Annotated in this window: 17 protein-coding genes; 3 read left to right on the forward strand and 14 right to left on the reverse strand. The window is 73.4% G+C overall.

Features of this window, described 5'->3' with window-relative positions; genetic code table 11:
- The first annotated feature begins 213 nt into the window (after positions 1–213).
- On the forward strand, positions 214–1,641 hold the full coding sequence (locus tag ACFXA3_RS08495; protein WP_385183781.1) for a SulP family inorganic anion transporter: 1,428 nt from the start codon (positions 214–216) through the stop codon (positions 1,639–1,641).
- Between the two features lie 18 nt (positions 1,642–1,659).
- Positions 1,660–2,907 (forward strand): APC family permease, encoded by a 1,248-nt coding sequence (locus tag ACFXA3_RS08500; protein ID WP_385183783.1) that lies wholly within the window; start codon positions 1,660–1,662, stop codon positions 2,905–2,907.
- On the opposite strand, the gene ACFXA3_RS08505 is transcribed toward ACFXA3_RS08500, so the two are convergent.
- The 14 genes from ACFXA3_RS08505 to ACFXA3_RS08570 form a co-directional block, all read right to left on the reverse strand.
- Entirely contained in the window at positions 2,871–3,119 is a 249-nt protein-coding gene (locus tag ACFXA3_RS08505) for a hypothetical protein (RefSeq protein WP_385183785.1), read from the reverse strand. The two genes, ACFXA3_RS08500 and ACFXA3_RS08505, sit on opposite strands and share 37 nt — an antisense overlap.
- Positions 3,120–3,184: 65 nt before the next feature.
- The gene (locus ACFXA3_RS08510) at positions 3,185–4,120 is read right to left on the reverse strand and encodes a glycosyltransferase family 2 protein (protein ID WP_385183809.1); all 936 of its coding nucleotides are present in this window, start codon (positions 4,118–4,120) and stop codon (positions 3,185–3,187) included.
- Positions 4,121–4,179: 59 nt separating this feature from the next.
- Complete coding sequence (locus ACFXA3_RS08515) at positions 4,180–4,572, reverse strand: YccF domain-containing protein (protein WP_385183787.1); 393 nt, start codon at positions 4,570–4,572, stop codon at positions 4,180–4,182.
- Positions 4,569–5,432, reverse strand: a complete 864-nt coding sequence (htpX, locus tag ACFXA3_RS08520) for a zinc metalloprotease HtpX (protein ID WP_385183789.1) — start codon at positions 5,430–5,432, stop codon at positions 4,569–4,571. The genes ACFXA3_RS08515 and htpX overlap by 4 nt, the downstream gene beginning before the upstream one ends.
- A 223-nt stretch (positions 5,433–5,655) precedes the next feature.
- Entirely contained in the window at positions 5,656–7,290 is a 1,635-nt protein-coding gene (locus tag ACFXA3_RS08525; RefSeq protein WP_385183792.1) for an NADH-quinone oxidoreductase subunit N, read from the reverse strand.
- Complete coding sequence (locus ACFXA3_RS08530; protein ID WP_385183812.1) at positions 7,287–8,852, reverse strand: NuoM family protein; 1,566 nt, start codon at positions 8,850–8,852, stop codon at positions 7,287–7,289. The genes ACFXA3_RS08525 and ACFXA3_RS08530 overlap by 4 nt, the downstream gene beginning before the upstream one ends.
- Before the next feature lie 38 nt (positions 8,853–8,890).
- Positions 8,891–10,948, reverse strand: coding sequence for an NADH-quinone oxidoreductase subunit L (locus ACFXA3_RS08535; protein WP_385183794.1), 2,058 nt, complete (start codon positions 10,946–10,948; stop codon positions 8,891–8,893).
- Positions 10,945–11,292, reverse strand: coding sequence for an NADH-quinone oxidoreductase subunit NuoK (gene nuoK / locus ACFXA3_RS08540; RefSeq protein WP_385183796.1), 348 nt, complete (start codon positions 11,290–11,292; stop codon positions 10,945–10,947). Before nuoK ends, ACFXA3_RS08535 begins: the two co-directional genes overlap by 4 nt.
- The gene (locus ACFXA3_RS08545; protein ID WP_385183814.1) at positions 11,292–11,885 is read right to left on the reverse strand and encodes an NADH-quinone oxidoreductase subunit J; all 594 of its coding nucleotides are present in this window, start codon (positions 11,883–11,885) and stop codon (positions 11,292–11,294) included. Before ACFXA3_RS08545 ends, nuoK begins: the two co-directional genes overlap by 1 nt.
- Positions 11,886–11,890: 5 nt before the next feature.
- Entirely contained in the window at positions 11,891–12,559 is a 669-nt protein-coding gene (locus tag ACFXA3_RS08550) for a NuoI/complex I 23 kDa subunit family protein (RefSeq protein ID WP_385183816.1), read from the reverse strand.
- Positions 12,556–13,515, reverse strand: coding sequence for an NADH-quinone oxidoreductase subunit H (locus tag ACFXA3_RS08555; RefSeq protein ID WP_385183799.1), 960 nt, complete (start codon positions 13,513–13,515; stop codon positions 12,556–12,558). The genes ACFXA3_RS08550 and ACFXA3_RS08555 overlap by 4 nt, the downstream gene beginning before the upstream one ends.
- Positions 13,512–14,786, reverse strand: a complete 1,275-nt coding sequence (locus ACFXA3_RS08560; RefSeq protein ID WP_385183801.1) for an NADH-quinone oxidoreductase subunit C — start codon at positions 14,784–14,786, stop codon at positions 13,512–13,514. Before ACFXA3_RS08560 ends, ACFXA3_RS08555 begins: the two co-directional genes overlap by 4 nt.
- The gene (locus tag ACFXA3_RS08565; protein WP_385183803.1) at positions 14,783–15,391 is read right to left on the reverse strand and encodes an NADH-quinone oxidoreductase subunit B; all 609 of its coding nucleotides are present in this window, start codon (positions 15,389–15,391) and stop codon (positions 14,783–14,785) included. The genes ACFXA3_RS08560 and ACFXA3_RS08565 overlap by 4 nt, the downstream gene beginning before the upstream one ends.
- Positions 15,382–15,789: an NADH-quinone oxidoreductase subunit A gene (locus ACFXA3_RS08570; RefSeq protein ID WP_030163040.1), complete on the reverse strand. Its 408-nt coding sequence runs from the start codon at positions 15,787–15,789 to the stop codon at positions 15,382–15,384. Before ACFXA3_RS08570 ends, ACFXA3_RS08565 begins: the two co-directional genes overlap by 10 nt.
- Before the next feature lie 148 nt (positions 15,790–15,937).
- Here ACFXA3_RS08570 and ACFXA3_RS08575 point away from each other — a divergent pair, with 148 nt between their 5' ends.
- A complete protein-coding gene (locus ACFXA3_RS08575; RefSeq protein WP_385183806.1) occupies positions 15,938–17,128 on the forward strand; it encodes a sensor histidine kinase in 1,191 nt (396 codons plus the stop codon).
- Positions 17,129–17,283 lie beyond the last annotated feature (155 nt).

Consider the following 17,283-nt stretch of genomic DNA (forward strand, 5'->3'; position numbering starts at 1 on the left):
CGGCGCTCCGGGCCCCCCCCCCCCCCGCCGCGGGGCCCCGGGGGCCCCCCCCCCCCCCCCGCCGGGCCGCGGCTGTTCGCGGGGGCGTGCACGACACGTGCCCGGCGTGCGCGGCGCATGCGCCTCAGTGGCCCCCGATGACCACTTGGGCAGCGCCACGCGCGCCCACCACCCTGGGGACATCCATCACCGCAGGACAGGGGAGGTTCTCGGATGTCCGGTGCCGACACGTTTCGCGAAGACTTCGGGGCTTCCGTCGTCGTCGCCCTCGTCGCACTGCCGCTGTGCGTGGGCGTGGCCGTCGCCTCAGGTGTGCCCGCCGAGCTGGGCATCGTGACCGGGGTGGTGGGCGGGCTGGTCACCGGCTGGTTCCGGGGCAGCGCGCTCCAGGTGAGCGGGCCGGCCGCCGGGCTCACCGTGCTCGTCTACGAAGCGGTGCACACGCACGGCGCCCGCGCGCTCGGCGTGCTGGTGCTCGCCGCCGGGGTGCTCCAGCTGGTCATGGGCGCGCTGCGGCTCGGGCGCTGGTTCCGCGCGATCTCCGTCGCCGTCGTGCACGGGATGCTCGCCGGGATCGGCCTCGTGCTGATCGCGGGGCAGCTGTACGCCATGGGCGGCGTGACGGCCCCCGGCGGCACGCTGGAGAAGCTGGCCGCGGTGCCGGCGCTCGCCGGGCAGGCCGACTGGGAGGCCGTCGCGCTCGGCGCCGGGACCATCGCCGTCGTGGTGGCGTGGCGCCGGCTGCCGGCCCGGCTGCAGCTCGTGCCCGGCGCGCTCGTCGGGGTGGCGGCCGCCACCTTCGTGTCCGCGCTGCTGCGGCTGCCCGTCGAGAAGGTGACGGTGACCGGCGTCCTGGGAGCCGTGGCCCCGCCCGGATGGGGGGACTTCGGGCTGCTCGCCTCGGTCGGCGCCCTCGGGACCGTGCTCGCCCTGGCACTGATCGCCTCCGCCGAGACGCTGTTCAGCGCGGCCGCCGTCGACCGGATGCACGACGGGCCCAAGACCCACTACGACCGCGAGCTCATGGCCCAGGGCGTCGGCAACACCGTGTGCGGACTGCTCGGGGCGCTGCCCATGACCGCCGTCATCGTGCGCAGCGCCGCGAACGTGGAGGCCGGGGCCCGGACCCGGGCGTCCCGCGTGCTGCACGGCGGCTGGCTGCTGCTGTTCGCCGTCGCACTCCCCCAGCTGCTCCAGGTGGTGCCGCTCGCCGCGCTGGCCGGGGTGCTGCTGCACGCGGGGTGGAAGCTGCTGCCGGTGCGGGCCGTGGCCGGCCTGTGGCGCACGCACCGGGGCGAGGCGGTGGTGCTGGTGGCGACGGCGGGCGCGATCGTGGCCACCAACCTCTTCGAGGGCGTGCTGGTCGGACTGGGGCTCGCCGTGGCCAAGGCGGCCTGGGAGACCTCCCAGGTGCACATCGAGGAGGTGTGGGAGGGCGGGGAGCTCCGCGTCCAGGTCATGGGCAGCGCCAGCTTCCTGCGGCTGCCGAAACTGCTCGACGAGCTGGACGCACTGCCGGCCGGCCAGCCCGTACGCCTCGACCTGAGCGGACTGCGCCATCTGGACCACGCCTGCCTGACGGCCCTGCACGGCTGGGAGAGGAACCGCACGCCCCTGACCGGTCGCGAGGGCGTCATCTAGGGCGGTTACCCTCCGCCCGTGAACAGTGGGCTGAAGCGGTCTCTGGGCGTCTTCGACGCCGTCGTCGTCGGGTTGGGCGCCATGGTGGGGGCCGGGATCTTCGCCGCGCTCGCCCCGGCTGCGGGCGCCGCGGGCCCGGCGGGCGGCGCGCTGCTCGCCGCCCTCGCGGTGGCCGCCGTGATCGCCTACTGCAACGCGCACTCCTCGGCGCGGCTGGCCGCCCGGTACCCGGCCTCCGGGGGCACGTACGTGTACGGGCGGGAACGGCTCGGCCCGTTCTGGGGGTACCTGGCCGGCTGGGGCTTCGTCATCGGCAAGACCGCGTCGTGTGCGGCGATGGCGCTCACCGTCGGGGCGTACGTGTGGCCCGGGCGGCAGCACGCCGTGGCCGTGGCGGCGGTGGTGGCGCTGACCGCCGCGGGCTACGGCGGTGTGCAGAAGTCCGCCCGGATCGCCCGGGTGATCGTGGCGGCGGTCCTGGCCGTCCTGGCCGGGGTCGTGGTGGTGTGCCTGACGTCCGGGGCGGCGGACGCGGACCGGCTCGGCGGTCTGGCCGGGGGAGGTCCCGGCGGCCTGCTCCGGGCGGCCGGGCTGCTGTTCTTCGCTTTCGCGGGGTACGCCCGGATCACCACCCTGGGCGAGGAGGTGCGTGATCCGCAGCGCACGATCCCGCGGGCGGTGCCCCTCGCGCTGGGGATCGCCCTGCTCGTGTACGCCGCGGTGGCGGTGGCGGTGCTGTCGGTGCTGGGGGCCGGCGCCCTGGCGGCTTCGACGGCTCCGCTGGCCGACGCGGCGCGGGCGGCCGGGATGCCCGGGCTGACCCCCGTGGTCCGGGCCGGGGCGGCCCTGGCGGCGCTGGGCTCGCTGCTGGCCCTGGTGCTCGGGGTGTCGCGGACCATCCTGGCGATGGCCCGGGACGGCCGTCTCCCCCGCGCGCTGGCCGCCGTACACCCCCGCCACCGGGTGCCGCACCGGGCGGAGCTCGCCGTGGGTGCGGTGGTCGCGGTGCTCGCGGCGACCACCGATCTGCGGGGCGCGATCGGTTTCTCCTCGTTCGGCGTACTGGCCTACTACGCGATCGCGAACGCTTCGGCGTGGACTCTCGATTCAGGTGTCAAGGGCCGGGCCGTGGCAGCGGTCGGGCTGTCCGGCTGTGTCGTGCTGGCGTGTGCGCTGCCCCCGGCGGCGGCGGTCACGGGGGCAGCGGTGCTGGCCGCGGGCGCGTCGGCCTATGCCCTGCGCGCGCGGGTCGCACGCGGGAGCTGAACTCGGCGCGGACCGCCCTCGGGGCCGATCCCGCCGTCCGCGGCACGGGGGTGGAGAGCGGCGAGCAGCGGCGGCAGCGCGGAGCCGGGTATGAGCGCGGCGCGGGCCGGCTGCGCGGCGTCCGGCGGCGCCGGCAGGGGCTTTCCGGGCCCGCCCGCACCGCTGTGCGCACGGCGGGCGACTTGCTCCGGCAACTGCTCGGTCTCGTGCATGCGTTCATGGTGACCCACACCACTGACAATCGCCCCGACCTGCACCGGAGCCCGCCGAGCCACCGTCAGTCGCCGCTCTGCCCCGGCTCCTCGGCGCCGTCGTCGCGCGCCGAGTCGTACCCGATGAAGTACGTGGGCCGGCGCTGTACGGCGGTGTAGATCCGGCCGATGTACTCGCCCAGCAGCCCCACGCAGATCAGCTGCACGCCGCCGAGGAACAGCATGGCGACGAACAGCGAGCTCCATCCGGGCACGGTCTTGCCGAGCAGGAAGACCACCAGTGTCCAGGCGATCATCACGAAGCAGGTGACGAAGCTGATGACGCCGAGCCAGGTCGCGAGCCGCAGCGGGGCGGCGGAGAAGTTGGTGATGCCGTCCACGGCGAGGCGGATCATCTTGCTCAGCGGGTACTTGGTCTCGCCCGCGACGCGCTCGGCCCGCCGGTACGTGACCTGTCCGCTCGGGAAGCCGAGCCAGGGCACGAGCAGCCGGTAGACCTGCTGCTGGTCGGGCAGGGCCTTGAGGGCCTCCACGGCTTCGCGGCTGAGCAGCCGGAAGTCCCCGGCCTGTGCGGGCACCTGTTTGCCGACCATGCGGCGCATCAGCCAGTAGTAGGCGGCGGCGGTGCGGCGCTTGAAGCCGGTGTCGGTGCTGCGGTCGGAGCGGACGCCGTAGACGATGTCGAGGTTCTCGGACCGGGCGAGGTCCAGCATCTCCGGTATTTTCTCCGGCGGATCCTGGAGGTCGGCGTCGATGCTGGCCACGTACGCCCCGACGGCGCTGTGCAGACCGGCGCGCAGGGCCGCCTGGTGGCCGGAGTTGCCGCGCAGCCGGATGATGCGCAGCTCGGGCCAGTCCGTGCGGAACTTCTCCAGGAGTTCGGCGGTCCGGTCGGTGCTGCCGTCGTCGACGGCGAGCACCTCGTACGGGACGCGGGTGTCGTCAAGCACCGGGCGCAGGCGGCTCACCAGGGCGGGGAGGGCCTCTTCCTCGTTGTACATCGGCACGATGACCGACAGGGTCGTGGCCGCGCTCGCACCCGACACAGGTCTTTTTCTCCCTACCGGGACGCGAACGGCGCGTCCGTGGGGACGATCTCGCGGCCCAGCGGGAGCAGGGACAGCGGGACCATCTTGAAGTTGGCGATGCCGAACGGGATGCCGATGATCGTCACGCACAGGGCGATGCCGGTGACGATGTGGCCGAGGGCGAGCCACCAGCCGGCCAGGACCAGCCACAGGACGTTGCCGATGCAGGATCCCGCGCCGGAGTCATGGCGCTCGACGGTGGTGTAGCCGAAGGGCCACAGGGCGTAGACGGCGATCCGGAAGGCGGCGATGCCGAACGGGATGCCGATGATGGTGATGCACAGGAGCACGCCCGCGAGGCAGTAGCCCAGGAACAGCCAGATGCCGCTGAGGACGAGCCAAATGATGTTGAGGATGGTCTTCACTGACTACGGCCTGCCATCTGTTCGAGCCGGGCGATGCGCTCGGCCATCGGAGGATGCGTGGAGAACATCTTAGAAAGGCCCTGACCGGGGCGGAACGGATTGGCGATCATCATGTGGCTCGCGGTCTCCAGTCGGGGCTCGGGGGGCAGCGGGAGCTGCTTGACGCCGGCGTCCAGCTTGCGCAGGGCGCCGGCCAGTGCGAGCGGGTCGCCGGTGAGCTGGGCGCCGGAGGCGTCCGCCTCGTACTCGCGCGAACGGCTGATGGCCAGCTGGATCACGGATGCGGCCAGCGGGCCCAGGATCATGACCAGGAGCATGCCGAGGATGCCGGGTCCCTCGTCGTCGTTGGACCGGCCGACCGGGATCAGCCAGGCGAAGTTCACCAGGAACATGATCACGGAGGCAAGGGCTCCGGCGACGGAGGAGATCAGGATGTCGCGGTTGTAGACGTGGCTCAGTTCGTGGCCGATGACCCCGCGCAGCTCGCGCTCGTCGAGGATGCGCAGGATGCCCTCGGTGCAGCAGACGGCGGCGTTGCGCGGGTTGCGGCCGGTGGCGAAGGCATTGGGCGCTTCGGTCGGCGAGATGTAGAGCCGGGGCATGGGCTGGCGCGCGGACGTGGAGAGCTCGCGCACCATGCGGTAGAGCTGGGGGGCCTCGAACTCGCTGACGGGGCGGGCGCGCATCGCGCGTAGAGCCAGTTTGTCGCTGTTCCAGTACGCGTAGGCGTTCGTCCCGAGGGCGACGATGACGGCGATGATCAGGCCGCCCCGCCCGAAGAAGCTCCCGATGAGGATGATGAGTGCGGACAGCCCGCCGAGGAGTACGGCGGTCTTCAGCCCGTTGTGCCGGCGGTGCACGGTACGCCCTCCAAGTGGTGCGGCAGGGGGACCCGCGTCCAAGGTCGGTGGATCTGAGGGTCTACGGTCCAGTGGACCCTTCCTTCTCGGTCAACGCGAGGTGGGGGCTCCTGGTTCCCGGGGCGTGCCGGGCCCGCCGCCCGGCCGGCGGGGGCGGCGGGAGGACGGCGGGCGTTGCGCCGTACGGGTCACGGCGTACGGGTCACGGCGCACGGGTCACGGGCTACTGCGGGAACAGGCTGCCCGAGGCGAAGCGCAGGACCAGCTGCGGGGCGCCGGAGAGGACCACGGCGGTGACGGCGGTGACCGCGATCGCGGCGGTCAGCGGCCACGGGGCCTTCGTACGGGCCCCGGCGGCGTCCTCGGAGGTGCCGTCGGCGGCGGGCGCGGGGGCGCGGAAGAGCAGCGCCGTCCAGCGCAGGTAGTAGTAGAGGGCCATGACGACGTTGACCGCCATGACCACGGCCAGCCAGCCCAGCCCGGCGTCGACCGCGGACTGGAAGACGGTGACCTTGGCGAAGAGGCCGATGATGCCCGGCGGCAGGCCGGCCAGGCAGAGCAGGAAGAAGGCCAGGGCGAGGGCGGCGGCCGGGCGCCGGGCGTACAGGCCGCGGTAGTCGCTGATCCGGTTCTGCGGCTCCGTACGGGCGACGAGGGCGGCGACGGCGAAGGCGCCGAGGTTCACGGCGGCGTACATCAGGGCGTACGCGACGGTGGAGCCGATCTGGTCGCGGCCCGAGTACGCGGCGGCGGCGATCGGGACGAGCAGGTAGCCGGCCTGGCCGACCGAGGACCAGGCGAGCAGCCGTACGGCGCTGTGGGCGCGGTCGGCGGACTGGCGCAGGGCGGCGGCGTTGCCGAGCGTCATGGTGAGCGCGGCGAGGACGGCGAGGGCGGGGCCCCAGATGTCGGAGTACGCGGGGAAGGCGATCACCGTGACGAGGATGAGGCCGGTGAAGCCGACGGCCTTGCCGATCACGGAGAGGTAGCCGGCGATGGGCAGCGGGGCGCCGACGTAGGTGTCGGGGACCCAGAAGTGGAAGGGGACGGCCGCGGTCTTGAAGGCGAAGCCGACGAGGGTGAGGGCGACGCCGGCCATGGCGAGGGTGTCGAGCTGCCCGGGGACGTCTTCGAGCCGGTCGGCCACCTGGGTGAGGTGCAGGGAGCCGGTGGCTGCGTAGACGAAGCTGACGCCCATCAGCGACACGGCGGTGGCGGTGACGGACGACAGGAAGAACTTGAGGGCGGCCTCGGAGGAGAGCCGGTCGCCGCGGCGCATGCCGACGAGGGCGAAGGCGGGCAGCGAGGCGACTTCGAGGGCGACGATCAGGGTGGCGAGGTCGCGGGAGGCGGGCAGCAGGGCGGCGCCGGCCGCGGAGGACAGCAGCAGGAACCAGTACTCGCCTGCCGGCATGCGCGCGTCCTGCACGGCGGTGACCGACAGCAGGGCGGTGACCAGGGCGCCGGCCAGCACCAGGAACTGGATGACGAGCGCGAAGTGGTCGGCGGTGTAGCTGCACGCGCCGGGGTCGGTGGTCAGGCAGAAGGTGGAGCGGTCGCCGGCGCGCAGCGGCAGCAGGGTGGCGGTCGCGGCGGCGAGTCCGGCCACGGAGAGCCAGCCGAGCAGCGGCTTGAGCCGCTGCGGTACGAACAGGTCGGCGACCAGGACGACGAGGGCGACGGCGGCGGGGAGCACCACTGGGGTGATCGCGAGCCAGTCGACGCTCTGGACGACGCTCGCGGCGCCGGCGGCGGGGGCCGCGGTCGCGGCGGCCGTCGCGGCGGTCGCCGTCGTGGCCTTGGCCGTGGCGAGGGCGGGCGGGGCGGACAGGGCCGAAAGGACCGGCAGGGCCGTCATGCGTTGCCTCCTGCGAGGAGCTTCTGGACGGCCGGGTCGGTGAGGCCGAGGAGGACAGCGGGCCACAGGCCGGCGAGGACGGTCAGGGCGACGAGCGGGGTCCAGGCGGCGAACTCGTAGCGGTGGACGTCCGCGAGTTCGAGCGCGGGCCCGGACCCGGTCCGGGCCCCGGGGTCGCCCATGCAGACGCGCCGTACCACGATCAGCAGGTAGGCGGCGGTGAGCAGGGTGCCGAACGCGCCGAAGGCCATGTAGGTGAGGAAGGCGGGCCTGGACAGGCCCCGGGCGGGGTCGAACGCACCGAACAGGGCGAGCATCTCGCCCCAGAAGCCGGCGAGGCCGGGCAGGCCCAGCGAGGCGACGGCGGCGAAGGCGAGGAGCGCGCCGAGGCGGGGGGCGCGGCCGTAGAGGGCCGCGCCGGTGACTCCGGCGAGGGTGTCGAGGTCGGCGGTGCCGTAGCGGTCCTTGAGGGCGCCGACCAGGAAGAAGAGGAGGCCGGTGATCAGGCCGTGGGCGATGTTCGCGAACAGCGCGCCGTTGATGCCGGTGGGGGTCATGGAGGCGATGCCGAGGAGGACGAAGCCCATGTGGCCGACGGAGGAGTACGCGATGAGGCGCTTGAGGTCGCCCTTGTTGCCCTTGCGGGCGAGCGAGAGGCAGGCGAGGGACCCGTAGACGATGCCGATCGCGGCGAAGGCGCCCAGGTAGGGGGCGAAGGTCGCCATGCCGTCGGGGGTGACGGGGATCAGGATGCGGACGAACCCGTAGGTGCCCATCTTGAGCAGCACGCCGGCCAGCAGGACCGAGCCGACGGTGGGGGCGGCCGTGTGGGCGTCGGGCAGCCAGCTGTGCAGGGGCCACATCGGGGTCTTCACGGCGAGCCCGATGCCGATGGCGAGGACGGCCAGGAGCTGGGAGGTGTGGGTCAGTTCGCGCCCGTTGTCAGAGGCGAGTGCCACCATGTCGAAGGTGCCGCTGTTCAGTCCGATCAGCAGCAGTCCGAGGAGCATGACCACGGACCCGAGGAGCGTGTAGAGGATGAACTTCCAGGCGGCGGCCTGCCGCTGAGCACCGCCCCAACGGGCGATGAGGAAGTACATCGGGATGAGGACCATCTCGAAGGCGAGGAAGAACAGCAGCAGGTCGAGGACGGCGAACGTCGCGAGGGTGCCGCACTCGAGGACGAGGAGCAGGGCGACGAAGGCCTTCGGGGAGGGGCCCTCGGGGAGCTTGAAGTAGCTGTAGAGCGCGCAGAGGAAGAACAGCAGCGCGGTCATCAGGAGGAGGGGGAGCGAGATGCCGTCGACGCCGAGGTGGATCCGGACGTTCAGCGCCGGGATCCAGCTGATGTCCGTCGTCGCCTGGAAGCGGGCGGGGGTGTCGCGGTCGAAGCCCAGGGCGAGGGCGACGGCCGCGGCGAGGATCACGCCGGTGACGGTCACGCCGTGGCGCAGCACGGCCTGTTCGGGGCTCTTGCCCTTGAGTCCGGGCGGGGCCGGCAGGAGGGCCGCGACGGCGCCGAGGAGCGGTGCGGCCACGACGAACGCCAGGAGGAACTGCATCACGGACGGGCTGATATCAATCACGGCTGACTCACGGCTCACGATCCGGCGTTGACGTTGGCGAGGACGGCGGTGGCGATCGCCAGGACCACGGCGCCGGCGAGCAGGGCGCTCAAGTAGCTCTGCACGTTGCCGGTCTGGGCCCGGCGTACGAGGCTGCCGAGCAGCCGGGGGCCGGCGCCCGCGCCGCGGACGTAGGTGTCCACGACCTCGCGGTCGAGGAAGCGGACGAGGCTCGCCGCGCCGCGGACGGGGCGGACGAACAGCCGGTCGTAGACGGCGTCGAGGTGGAAGCCGTCCGCCGCGTGCGGGTGCAGGGGGCCCAGGAGGGCCCGGCCGGGGTCGGCGGCGGGACCCGCCGGGACGGCGGGGTGCTCGTGGCTGACCTCCGCGACCTCGGGGGCCTCCGCCGCGGATTCGGCGGCCGCGGTGGCCGCTGACACCGTGGCGGCCACGGCTGCGGGCTGTTCGGCCGTGGCGGCGCCGGTGGCGGGTGTGGGCGCGGCCGCGCCGGGAGCCGTCGCGGCCTTGGCCGCGGCCCGCTGCCACAGGGCGTAGGTCAGGACCGCGCCGACGGCGGCGGCTCCCGTGCCGAGGACGGAGGTGGTGAGCGTCGGGCTGAGCGCGTTGCCGTCGAACCAGTCGGCGATCGGGCCGGCGGTCAGGCCGAGGCCGAGGGAGGGGATCGCGAGCAGCCACAGCACGCCGGTCATGGCGAGGGGCTCCTTGCCGTGGTCGGGGGCGGCGGCGCCCCGGCCGCGGAAGGCCATCAGCCACAGCCGGGTGGCGTAGGCGGCGGTGAGCAGGGCGGTCAGCACGCCGGCGACGAGCACCACCCAGCCCGCGGCACCGGGGACGGACTCCGAGTGCCCGCCGGCGGCGTGCTCGGCGGCGACGAGGACGGCTTCCTTGGAGAAGAAGCCGGCGAAGGGCGGGATCGCGGCGAGCGCGAGGAGCGCGATCGTCATGGTCCAGAAGGCGTCGGGGACGCGCTTGGCCAGGCCGTCCATCCGGGACATGGCGGCCAGGGAGTTCGTTCCGGCGGCGTGGATGATCACGCCCGCCCCGAGGAACAGGAGCGCCTTGAAGGCGCCGTGGGAGATGAGGTGGAAGACGGCGGCGCCGCGGTCGCCGACGGCCAGGGCCCCGGTCATGTAGCCGAGCTGGCCGATCGTGGAGTAGGCGAGGACGCGCTTGATGTCGTCCTGGGCGAGGGCGGCGAGGCCGGAGCCGACCATCGTGACGGCCGCCATGACGGCCATGACCACCAGGGCGGCCGCGGAGGCGGTGAAGACCGGGAGGAGACGGGCGATGAAGTAGACACCGGCGGCGACCATCGTCGCGGCGTGGATCAGCGCGGAGACCGGGGTGGGGCCCGCCATGGCGTCCGGGAGCCAGGTGTGCAGCGGGAACTGCGCGGACTTGCCCGCGACTCCGGCGAGCAGCAGGAGCGCGATCAGCGTGGGGTGGTCGAGTCCGCCCGCGGCGGCGGTGCCCAGGATCTTGGGGATCTCGAAGGAGCCGGCGTCGGTGGCGAGCGCGAACAGGCCGATCAGGAAGGGGACGTCGCCGAGCTTGGTGACGAGGAAGGCCTTCAGGGAGGCGGAGCGGGCCGCCTCGGTCTCCCAGTAGTGGCCGACGAGGAAGTAGGAGCAGATGCCCATGACCTCCCAGCCGACCAGCAGCACCATCAGGTCGCCGGTGTAGACGACGAGCAGCATGGCGGAGGTGAACAGCGAGACGAGCGCGGCGTACGAGGGGTAGCGCGGGTCCTCGCGGAGGTAGGCCGTCGAGTAGAGCTGTACGCAGGTCGCGACGACGCCGACCAGGACGGCGGTGAGCGCCGCGAAGCCGTTCAGGTAGAGCGAGAGGTCGATCGGCACCGAGCCGGTCGGGGTCAGTTCGGTCGAGGCGACGATCGGCTTGCCGCCGCCCTGGCGGACGGCGACGAGCACGGCCAGCACGGCCGAGGCCAGCGCCGGCAGCACGGCGAGGGGCCGGACGAAGCCGGGGGCGCGGCGGCCGAGCAGCAGTCCCGCCACCGCGCCCAGGAAGGGCAGGAGCGGGACGAGGACGGCGAGGGTCGTGGTGCTCACGCGGTGACCTCGCTCTGGTTGTTCGGGGCGGGCTCGTGGCTCTCGGCGGTGTCGCGCAGCCGGTCGACGTCCGAGGTGCCGCGGTTGCGGTAAACCATCAGCACGATCGCGAGGCCGATGCCGATCTCGGCGGCGGCGATGGCGATGGTGAAGAGGGTGAGGGCCTGGCCGGCGTGCAGGGCGTCGCGCAGCCAGACGTCGAAGGCCACCAGGTTGAGGTTGACGGCGTTGAGCATGAGCTCGACGGACATCAGGACCAGGATGGCGTTGCGGCGGGCGAGCACTCCGTACAGGCCCGTGCAGAAGAGGAGCGCCGCGAGTACGGCGGGATAGGCGAGGTGCATCAGCGCTGCTGCCCCTTCGTGTCGTCGGGCCCGGCGGCGGCGTCCCTGCGGGAGAGGACGATGGCGCCGATCAGGGCCGCGAGGAGGAGGACGGAGAGCGCTTCGAAGGGCAGCACCCAGTGCTGGAAGAGGATCGCGCCGGTGACTTCGGTGGAGCCCTGGACGGGGCCGTCGAGGTCGATCCAGGTGGTGCGGAACGCGTCGACGACGACCCAGACGAGCGCGGTGGCCGCGACGAGGGCGACGCCGAGGGCGACCCAGCGGTTGTTCGAGTCGGCGTCCGGGGAGCGGCCGATGGGGGCCTTGGTGAGCATCAGCCCGAAGAGGAGGAGGACGACCACGGAGCCGAGGTAGATCAGGACCTGGACCCAGGCGATGAACTCGGCCGTCAGCAGCAGGTACTCGACGGCGATGCCGCCGAGCGCGACGACCAGCCACAGGGCGGCGTGCACGAGCTGCTTCGTGGTGACCGTGATGGCGGCCGCGCCGAGGGTGGCGAGGCCGACGAGGACGAAGGCGATCTCGACGCCGGTCGGGGAGAGGAACCCGTGGCCCGTCGCCGCGGCGGCCAGGGTGGCGGCCGCGGGGGTCAGGTCGCTCACGCGTCTCCCTCCGGGGTGGTGGTCGGGTCGTCGGTGCCGGGCGCGGCGGGGCCGGCTTCGGCGGCTCCGGCTTCGGCTTCGGTGGCTCCGGCAGCGGTGGCTCCGGCAGCGGCGGGGGCTTCGGCGGCGGCTGCCGCCGCGGCGGCGGCTTCGGCCTTCTCCACCGCCTTGCGGGCGGCGGCGATCTCCTTGGGCTCCTCCGCCGCGGGGTCCAGGGCCGGCGGGGCCGGGACGGTCCACATCCACTCGCGGAGCTTGTCGCGCTCGTGGGTGAGTTCGAGGATGTCCGTTTCCGCGTACTCGAACTCCGGCGACCAGAAGAGGGCGTCGAAGGGGCACACCTCGATGCAGATGCCGCAGTACATGCAGAGGGAGAAGTCGATGGCGAACCGGTCGAGCACGTTGCGGCTGCGCTCGCGGCCGCCGGGGGCGGCCGCCGGGACCGTCTCCTTGTGGGAGTCGATGTAGATGCACCAGTCGGGGCACTCGCGGGCGCACAGCATGCAGACCGTGCAGTTCTCCTCGAACAGGCCGATGACCCCGCGGGTGCGGGGCGGGAGCTCGGGCTGCACCTCGGGGTACTGGGCGGTGTGCGCGCGCTTCGTCATCGTGCGCAGCGTGACGGCGAGGCCCTTGGCGAGGCCGGATCCGGGGATGGGCATCAGCTGATCGCCACCTTCACGATGCCGGTGAGCGCGATCTGGGCGAGCGCCAGCGGGATGAGTGTGGTCCAGGCGAGCTTCTGGAGCTGGTCCTCGCGCAGCCGGGGGTAGCTGACGCGGAGCCAGATCACGACGAACGCGAGGACCGCGGTCTTCAGGAGGGTCCAGACCCAGCCGTCGGCGACCGGCCCGTGCCAGCCGCCGAGGAACAGGACGGTGGTCAGGGCGCAGAGGACGACGATGCCGGCGTACTCGGCGAGGAGGAACAGCGCGAAGCGCAGGCCGGTGTACTCGGTGTACGCGCCGAAGATGATCTCGGAGTCGGCGACGGGCATGTCGAAGGGCGGCCGCTGGAGTTCGGCGAGGCCGGCGGTGAAGAAGACGAGCGCGCCGGTGATCTGCCAGGGCAGCCACCACCACTGGAAGCCGTCGACGATGCCGGGGAGGGACACGGTCCCGGCGGCCATGGCGACGGAGGCGGCGGCGAGCAGCATGGGGAGCTCGTACGCGAGGAGCTGGGCGGCGGTGCGCAGGCCGCCGAGCAGGGAGAACTTGTTGGCGGAGGCCCAGCCGGCCATCAGGCTGCCGAGGACGCCGACGCCCATGACGGCGAGCACGAAGAACAGGCCGGCGTCGATGACCTGGCCGACGGCGCCCTCGCCCGGGCCGATGGGGATGGCGACGAGGACGAGGAGGTACGGCAGCAGGGCGACGGCGGGGGCGAGCTGGAAGATGCGGCGGTCGGCCTCGGCCGGGACGACGTCCTCCTTCTGCGCGAACTTCACGCCGTCGGCGACGAGCTGGGCCCAGCCGTGGAAGCCGCCGGCGTACATGGGGCCGAGGCGGCCCTGCATGTGCGCCATCACCTTGTGCTCGGTCTGCCCGACGACGAGCGGGAGCACGAGGAAGACGGCGAAGACGACGATGAGTCGCAGGGCGACGTCGAGGACGTCGTTCACGCGTCGCCTCCGTTGTCGGGTCGGGATTCGGGGGTGTCGCCGGCCTCGGGTGCCGGCTCGGGTGCCGGCTCGGGTGCCGGGTCCTCGGTGAAGGCGGGCTGGGGGTTGTGCCAGGGCGCGTCCGCGCTGCGGGGGGCGGGCCGCCGCCCGGGCGCGACGGTCCGCCGCGCAGGCCGCGGCTCCTCGCCCTCCGGCACCGCCTCGGGGACGGCCTGGCTGGCCGAGCCGTCCGACGCCGAACGGGTCCGGCGCGCCGGGCGCGGGGGTACGTCTGCCTGCGGCGCGTCCTCGGCCTGGAGCTCCGGCTCCGCCGCCGGGACGGCCTGGCTCGCCGAACCGTCCGACGCCGAACGGGTCCGGCGGGCCGGGCGCGGGGGTACGTCTGCCTGCGGCGCGTCCTCGGCCTGGAGCTCCGGCTCCGCCGCCGGGGCGGCCTGGCTGGCCGAACCGTCCGACACCGAGCGGGTCCGGCGCGCCGGGCGCGGGGTCTCGGTGTCCGGCTCCGCCGCGGGGACAGCCTGACTCGCCGAGCCCTCCGACACCGAGCGGGTACGGCGCGCCGGGCGCGGGGTGGTGGCTTCGGTTTCCGCGGCCTGGGTCGCCGAGCCCTCCGCCACCGAGCGGGTGCGGCGGACCGGGGCGCCCTCGCGCGGGGCGCGGGCGGTCCGGGCCGGGCGGGCGGGGGCCGGCGGGAGCTGGCCCTTGAGCGGGCCCCAGTCGTTGGGGTCCGGGACGCCCGGCGGGAGCATCTGGCGGCGCTTCGGCGCGTCGGGGTCGTGGGCCTCGCCCGGCTCCTTGGCTCCGGGCCAGGCCTTCGCGACCCGCGCCGCCAGGACGAAGTCCTTGCGCAGCGGGTGCCCCTCGAAGTTCTCCGGGAGGAGGAGCGGGACCAGGTGCGGGTGGTCGGTGAAGACCACGCCGAACATCTCGAACGTCTCCCGCTCGTGCCACTCGGCGCCCGCGTAGACCGCGACCGCGGACGGCAGGGATGGCGCCGCGTGCGGGACCGTCGTGCGCAGCAGCAGCCGTCGTACGCGGTGGTTCTCCAGGGACACGACGTGCGCGCAGATCCGGAAGCCGGTGCCCGGCTCGTCGACCGCGCTCAGCCAGTCGAAGTACGTGCAGCCCAGCTTGTCCCGGGCGATCTCCAGCGCCGGGATCCAGCTGCCGACCGGCACGTCGACGGTCAGGACGTCGTACGCGCGCCCGGCCACCGCCTCCGCGCCGAAGACCGTCGCGGCGGCGTCGGGGAGGGAGTCGTAGAGGTTCACGCGCCCGCTCCCGTCGTCGGCGGCGGCGGGGGCGTGACCAGGCCGCTGGTGAGCTGCGCGACCGAGGGTCCCGCGGCGTAGCGGTCGGCCAGCGACTCCCGGGCGATCTTCTCCTGGAGCTTGAGGATGCCCTGGAGCAGCGCTTCGGGGCGGGGCGGGCAGCCGGGTACGTAGACGTCGACGGGGATGATCTGGTCGACGCCCTTCGTCACCGAGTACGAGTCCCAGTAGGGCCCGCCGCAGTTGGAGCAGGCGCCGAAGGAGATGACGTACTTGGGCTCCGGCATCTGCTCGTACAGCCGCTTGACGGCCGGGGCCATCTTGTCCGTCACCGTGCCGGAGACGATCATCAGGTCCGCCTGGCGCGGGCCGGGCGCGAAGGGGATGACGCCGAGCCGGATGAAGTCGTGGCGGGCCATCGACGCGGCGATGAACTCGATCGCGCAGCAGGCGAGGCCGAAGTTGAACACCCACAGGCTGTAGCGGCGGCCCCAGTTCAGGACCACCTTCATGGGTTCCGGGGCGAGCCGGGAGAGGACCCCGAGCCGCTTGGGCTCCGGGAGCAGCTGGGGCTCGGCCGAGGTCCCGGCCGGTGTCACGTCCATTCGAGGACGCCCTTCTTGTACGCGTAGAGCAGGCCGACGGCCAGGAAGCCCAGGAAGATGAACATCTCCACGAGCGTCGTGGCGCCGTAGCCGGCGGCGGCGAACACGGTCGCCCACGGGAAGAGGAAGATCGAGTCGACGGCGAAGATGACGTAGAGGAACGCGTAGACGTAGTAGCGGACCTGGGTGTGCGCCCAGCCCTCGCCGACGGGATCCACGCCGCACTCGTACGTCAGCAGCTTCTCAGGGGTCGGGACGACCGGTCTCAGCAGGCGGCCCGCGCCGAACGCGACGGCCACGAAGAGCACACCGAGGACGGCCAGCAGGCCGACGACCGAATAACTCCGGAAATAGTCCGCTGCGAGCACGGTTACGGTCGATACCGTTGGGTCGGGCACGTCCGTTCCTCGCTCCTTGGCCACTGTCGATGATCTGGTACGGACGGGAGTCTAGGCCCTGGCTCACACAGGGTGGGGTTATCCCCCGTTTACAACGGCCCGGCTGCCCCATGGCATCGGCCGGGCCGGATTTGGCAGGCTGGGCCGCATGACCGCGCCCTTTCAAGTCTCCCACCCGGGTTCCGACGACGACCGGCCTCCTCCCGTACGCCCGGCGCTGGGGGCCGTGGCGTGGAAGGAGACCGTCCACCTGCTGGTCAACCTTCCGTTCGCGCTCGCCGGATTCGTCTACACCGTGACCATGGTGGCGGTGACGGGCGGCCTGTCCGTGACCGCGATCGGTCTTCCGCTGCTCGCAGCCGGTCTGCTCGCGTCTCGCCAATTGGGACGACTGGAGCGGGCGAGGGCGCGCGTCCTGCTCGGCGTACGGGTGGAGGAGCCGACTCCGCTGCCGGGGCCGCGGCGGGCCGGCGGGTTCTTCCCCTGGCTGTGGGCGGGCGTGAAGGACCCGGTGGCCTGGCGGACCGTGCTGTACGAGCTGGTGCGGCTGCCGTGGGGGGTGCTGACGTTCACGGTGGCGCTGGTCGGACTGCTGGTGCTGTGGCCGGTGCTGCCGTACGTGACGCGCTGGCTGTCGAACGTGGACCGGCTGATGGTACGGGCGCTGCTGTCGCCCTCGGACGAGCTGGAGCGGCGGATCGCGGAGCTGGAGTCCGACCGCGGGGTGGTCGTCGACACGGCGGCGGCCGACCTGCGGCGCATCGAGCGGGACCTGCACGACGGCGCGCAGGCGCGGCTGGTGGCGCTGGCGATGGGGCTGGGCCTGGCCAAGGAGAAGCTGCTGGAGGACCCGGACGCGGCGGCGGCGATGGTGGACGAGGCGCACGGGGAGGTCAAGCTGGCGCTCCAGGAACTGCGGGACCTGGCGCGGGGCATCCACCCGGCGGTGCTGACGGACCGGGGCCTGGACGCCGCGCTGTCGTCGGTGGCGTCGCGGTGCCTGGTGCCGGTGAAGGTGCTGGTGGACCTGCCGGAGCGGCCCGCGGCCGCCGTCGAGGGGATCGCCTACTTCACGGTGTCGGAGCTGCTGCAGAACGTGAGCAAGCATGCGGGGGCGCGGGGCGCGAGCGTGGAGGTGTGGCGGACGGGGACGGAGCCGGCGGGGCGGCTGCTGATCCGGGTGTCGGACGACGGGCGCGGCGGGGCCGGCCTGGACGGCGGGTCGGGCCTGGCGGGACTGGCGGAGCGGCTGCGTGCCGTGGACGGGGTCTTCCTGGTGGACTCCCCCGAGGGGGAGGGCACGGTGGTGACGGCCGAACTGCCGTGGCGCTCGCGCTGAGCACGGGCCCGGGCCCGCGGCCCGGCTCGGGCCCGGCTCGCGCATGACTCGGGCCCGGCTCGCGCATGACTCGGGCCCGGCTCGGGCGGGTCGTGGGGCCTGGCCCCGGGCGGCGCCCGTGCTCAGGGCGCTGAGCGGGACCTGTCTCTTTTACT

This window comes from Streptomyces sp. NPDC059456, from assembly GCF_042750055.1.
Lineage (GTDB): Bacteria > Actinomycetota > Actinomycetes > Streptomycetales > Streptomycetaceae > Streptomyces.

What these genes read in the sequence shown, in the direction of transcription:
- ACFXA3_RS08525 (WP_385183792.1), bottom strand. Translation starts at nt 7,290, where the DNA reads ATGACGGCCCTGCCGGTCCTTTCGGCCCTGTCCGCCCCGCCCGCCCTC.
- ACFXA3_RS08565 (WP_385183803.1), bottom strand. Translation starts at nt 15,391, where the DNA reads ATGGACGTGACACCGGCCGGGACCTCGGCCGAGCCCCAGCTGCTCCCG.
- ACFXA3_RS08495 (WP_385183781.1), top strand. Translation starts at nt 214, where the DNA reads ATGTCCGGTGCCGACACGTTTCGCGAAGACTTCGGGGCTTCCGTCGTC.
- nuoK (WP_385183796.1), bottom strand. Translation starts at nt 11,292, where the DNA reads ATGCACCTCGCCTATCCCGCCGTACTCGCGGCGCTCCTCTTCTGCACG.
- ACFXA3_RS08505 (WP_385183785.1), bottom strand. Translation starts at nt 3,119, where the DNA reads ATGCACGAGACCGAGCAGTTGCCGGAGCAAGTCGCCCGCCGTGCGCAC.
- ACFXA3_RS08530 (WP_385183812.1), bottom strand. Translation starts at nt 8,852, where the DNA reads ATGCAGTTCCTCCTGGCGTTCGTCGTGGCCGCACCGCTCCTCGGCGCC.
- ACFXA3_RS08510 (WP_385183809.1), bottom strand. Translation starts at nt 4,120, where the DNA reads ATGTACAACGAGGAAGAGGCCCTCCCCGCCCTGGTGAGCCGCCTGCGC.
- ACFXA3_RS08575 (WP_385183806.1), top strand. Translation starts at nt 15,938, where the DNA reads ATGACCGCGCCCTTTCAAGTCTCCCACCCGGGTTCCGACGACGACCGG.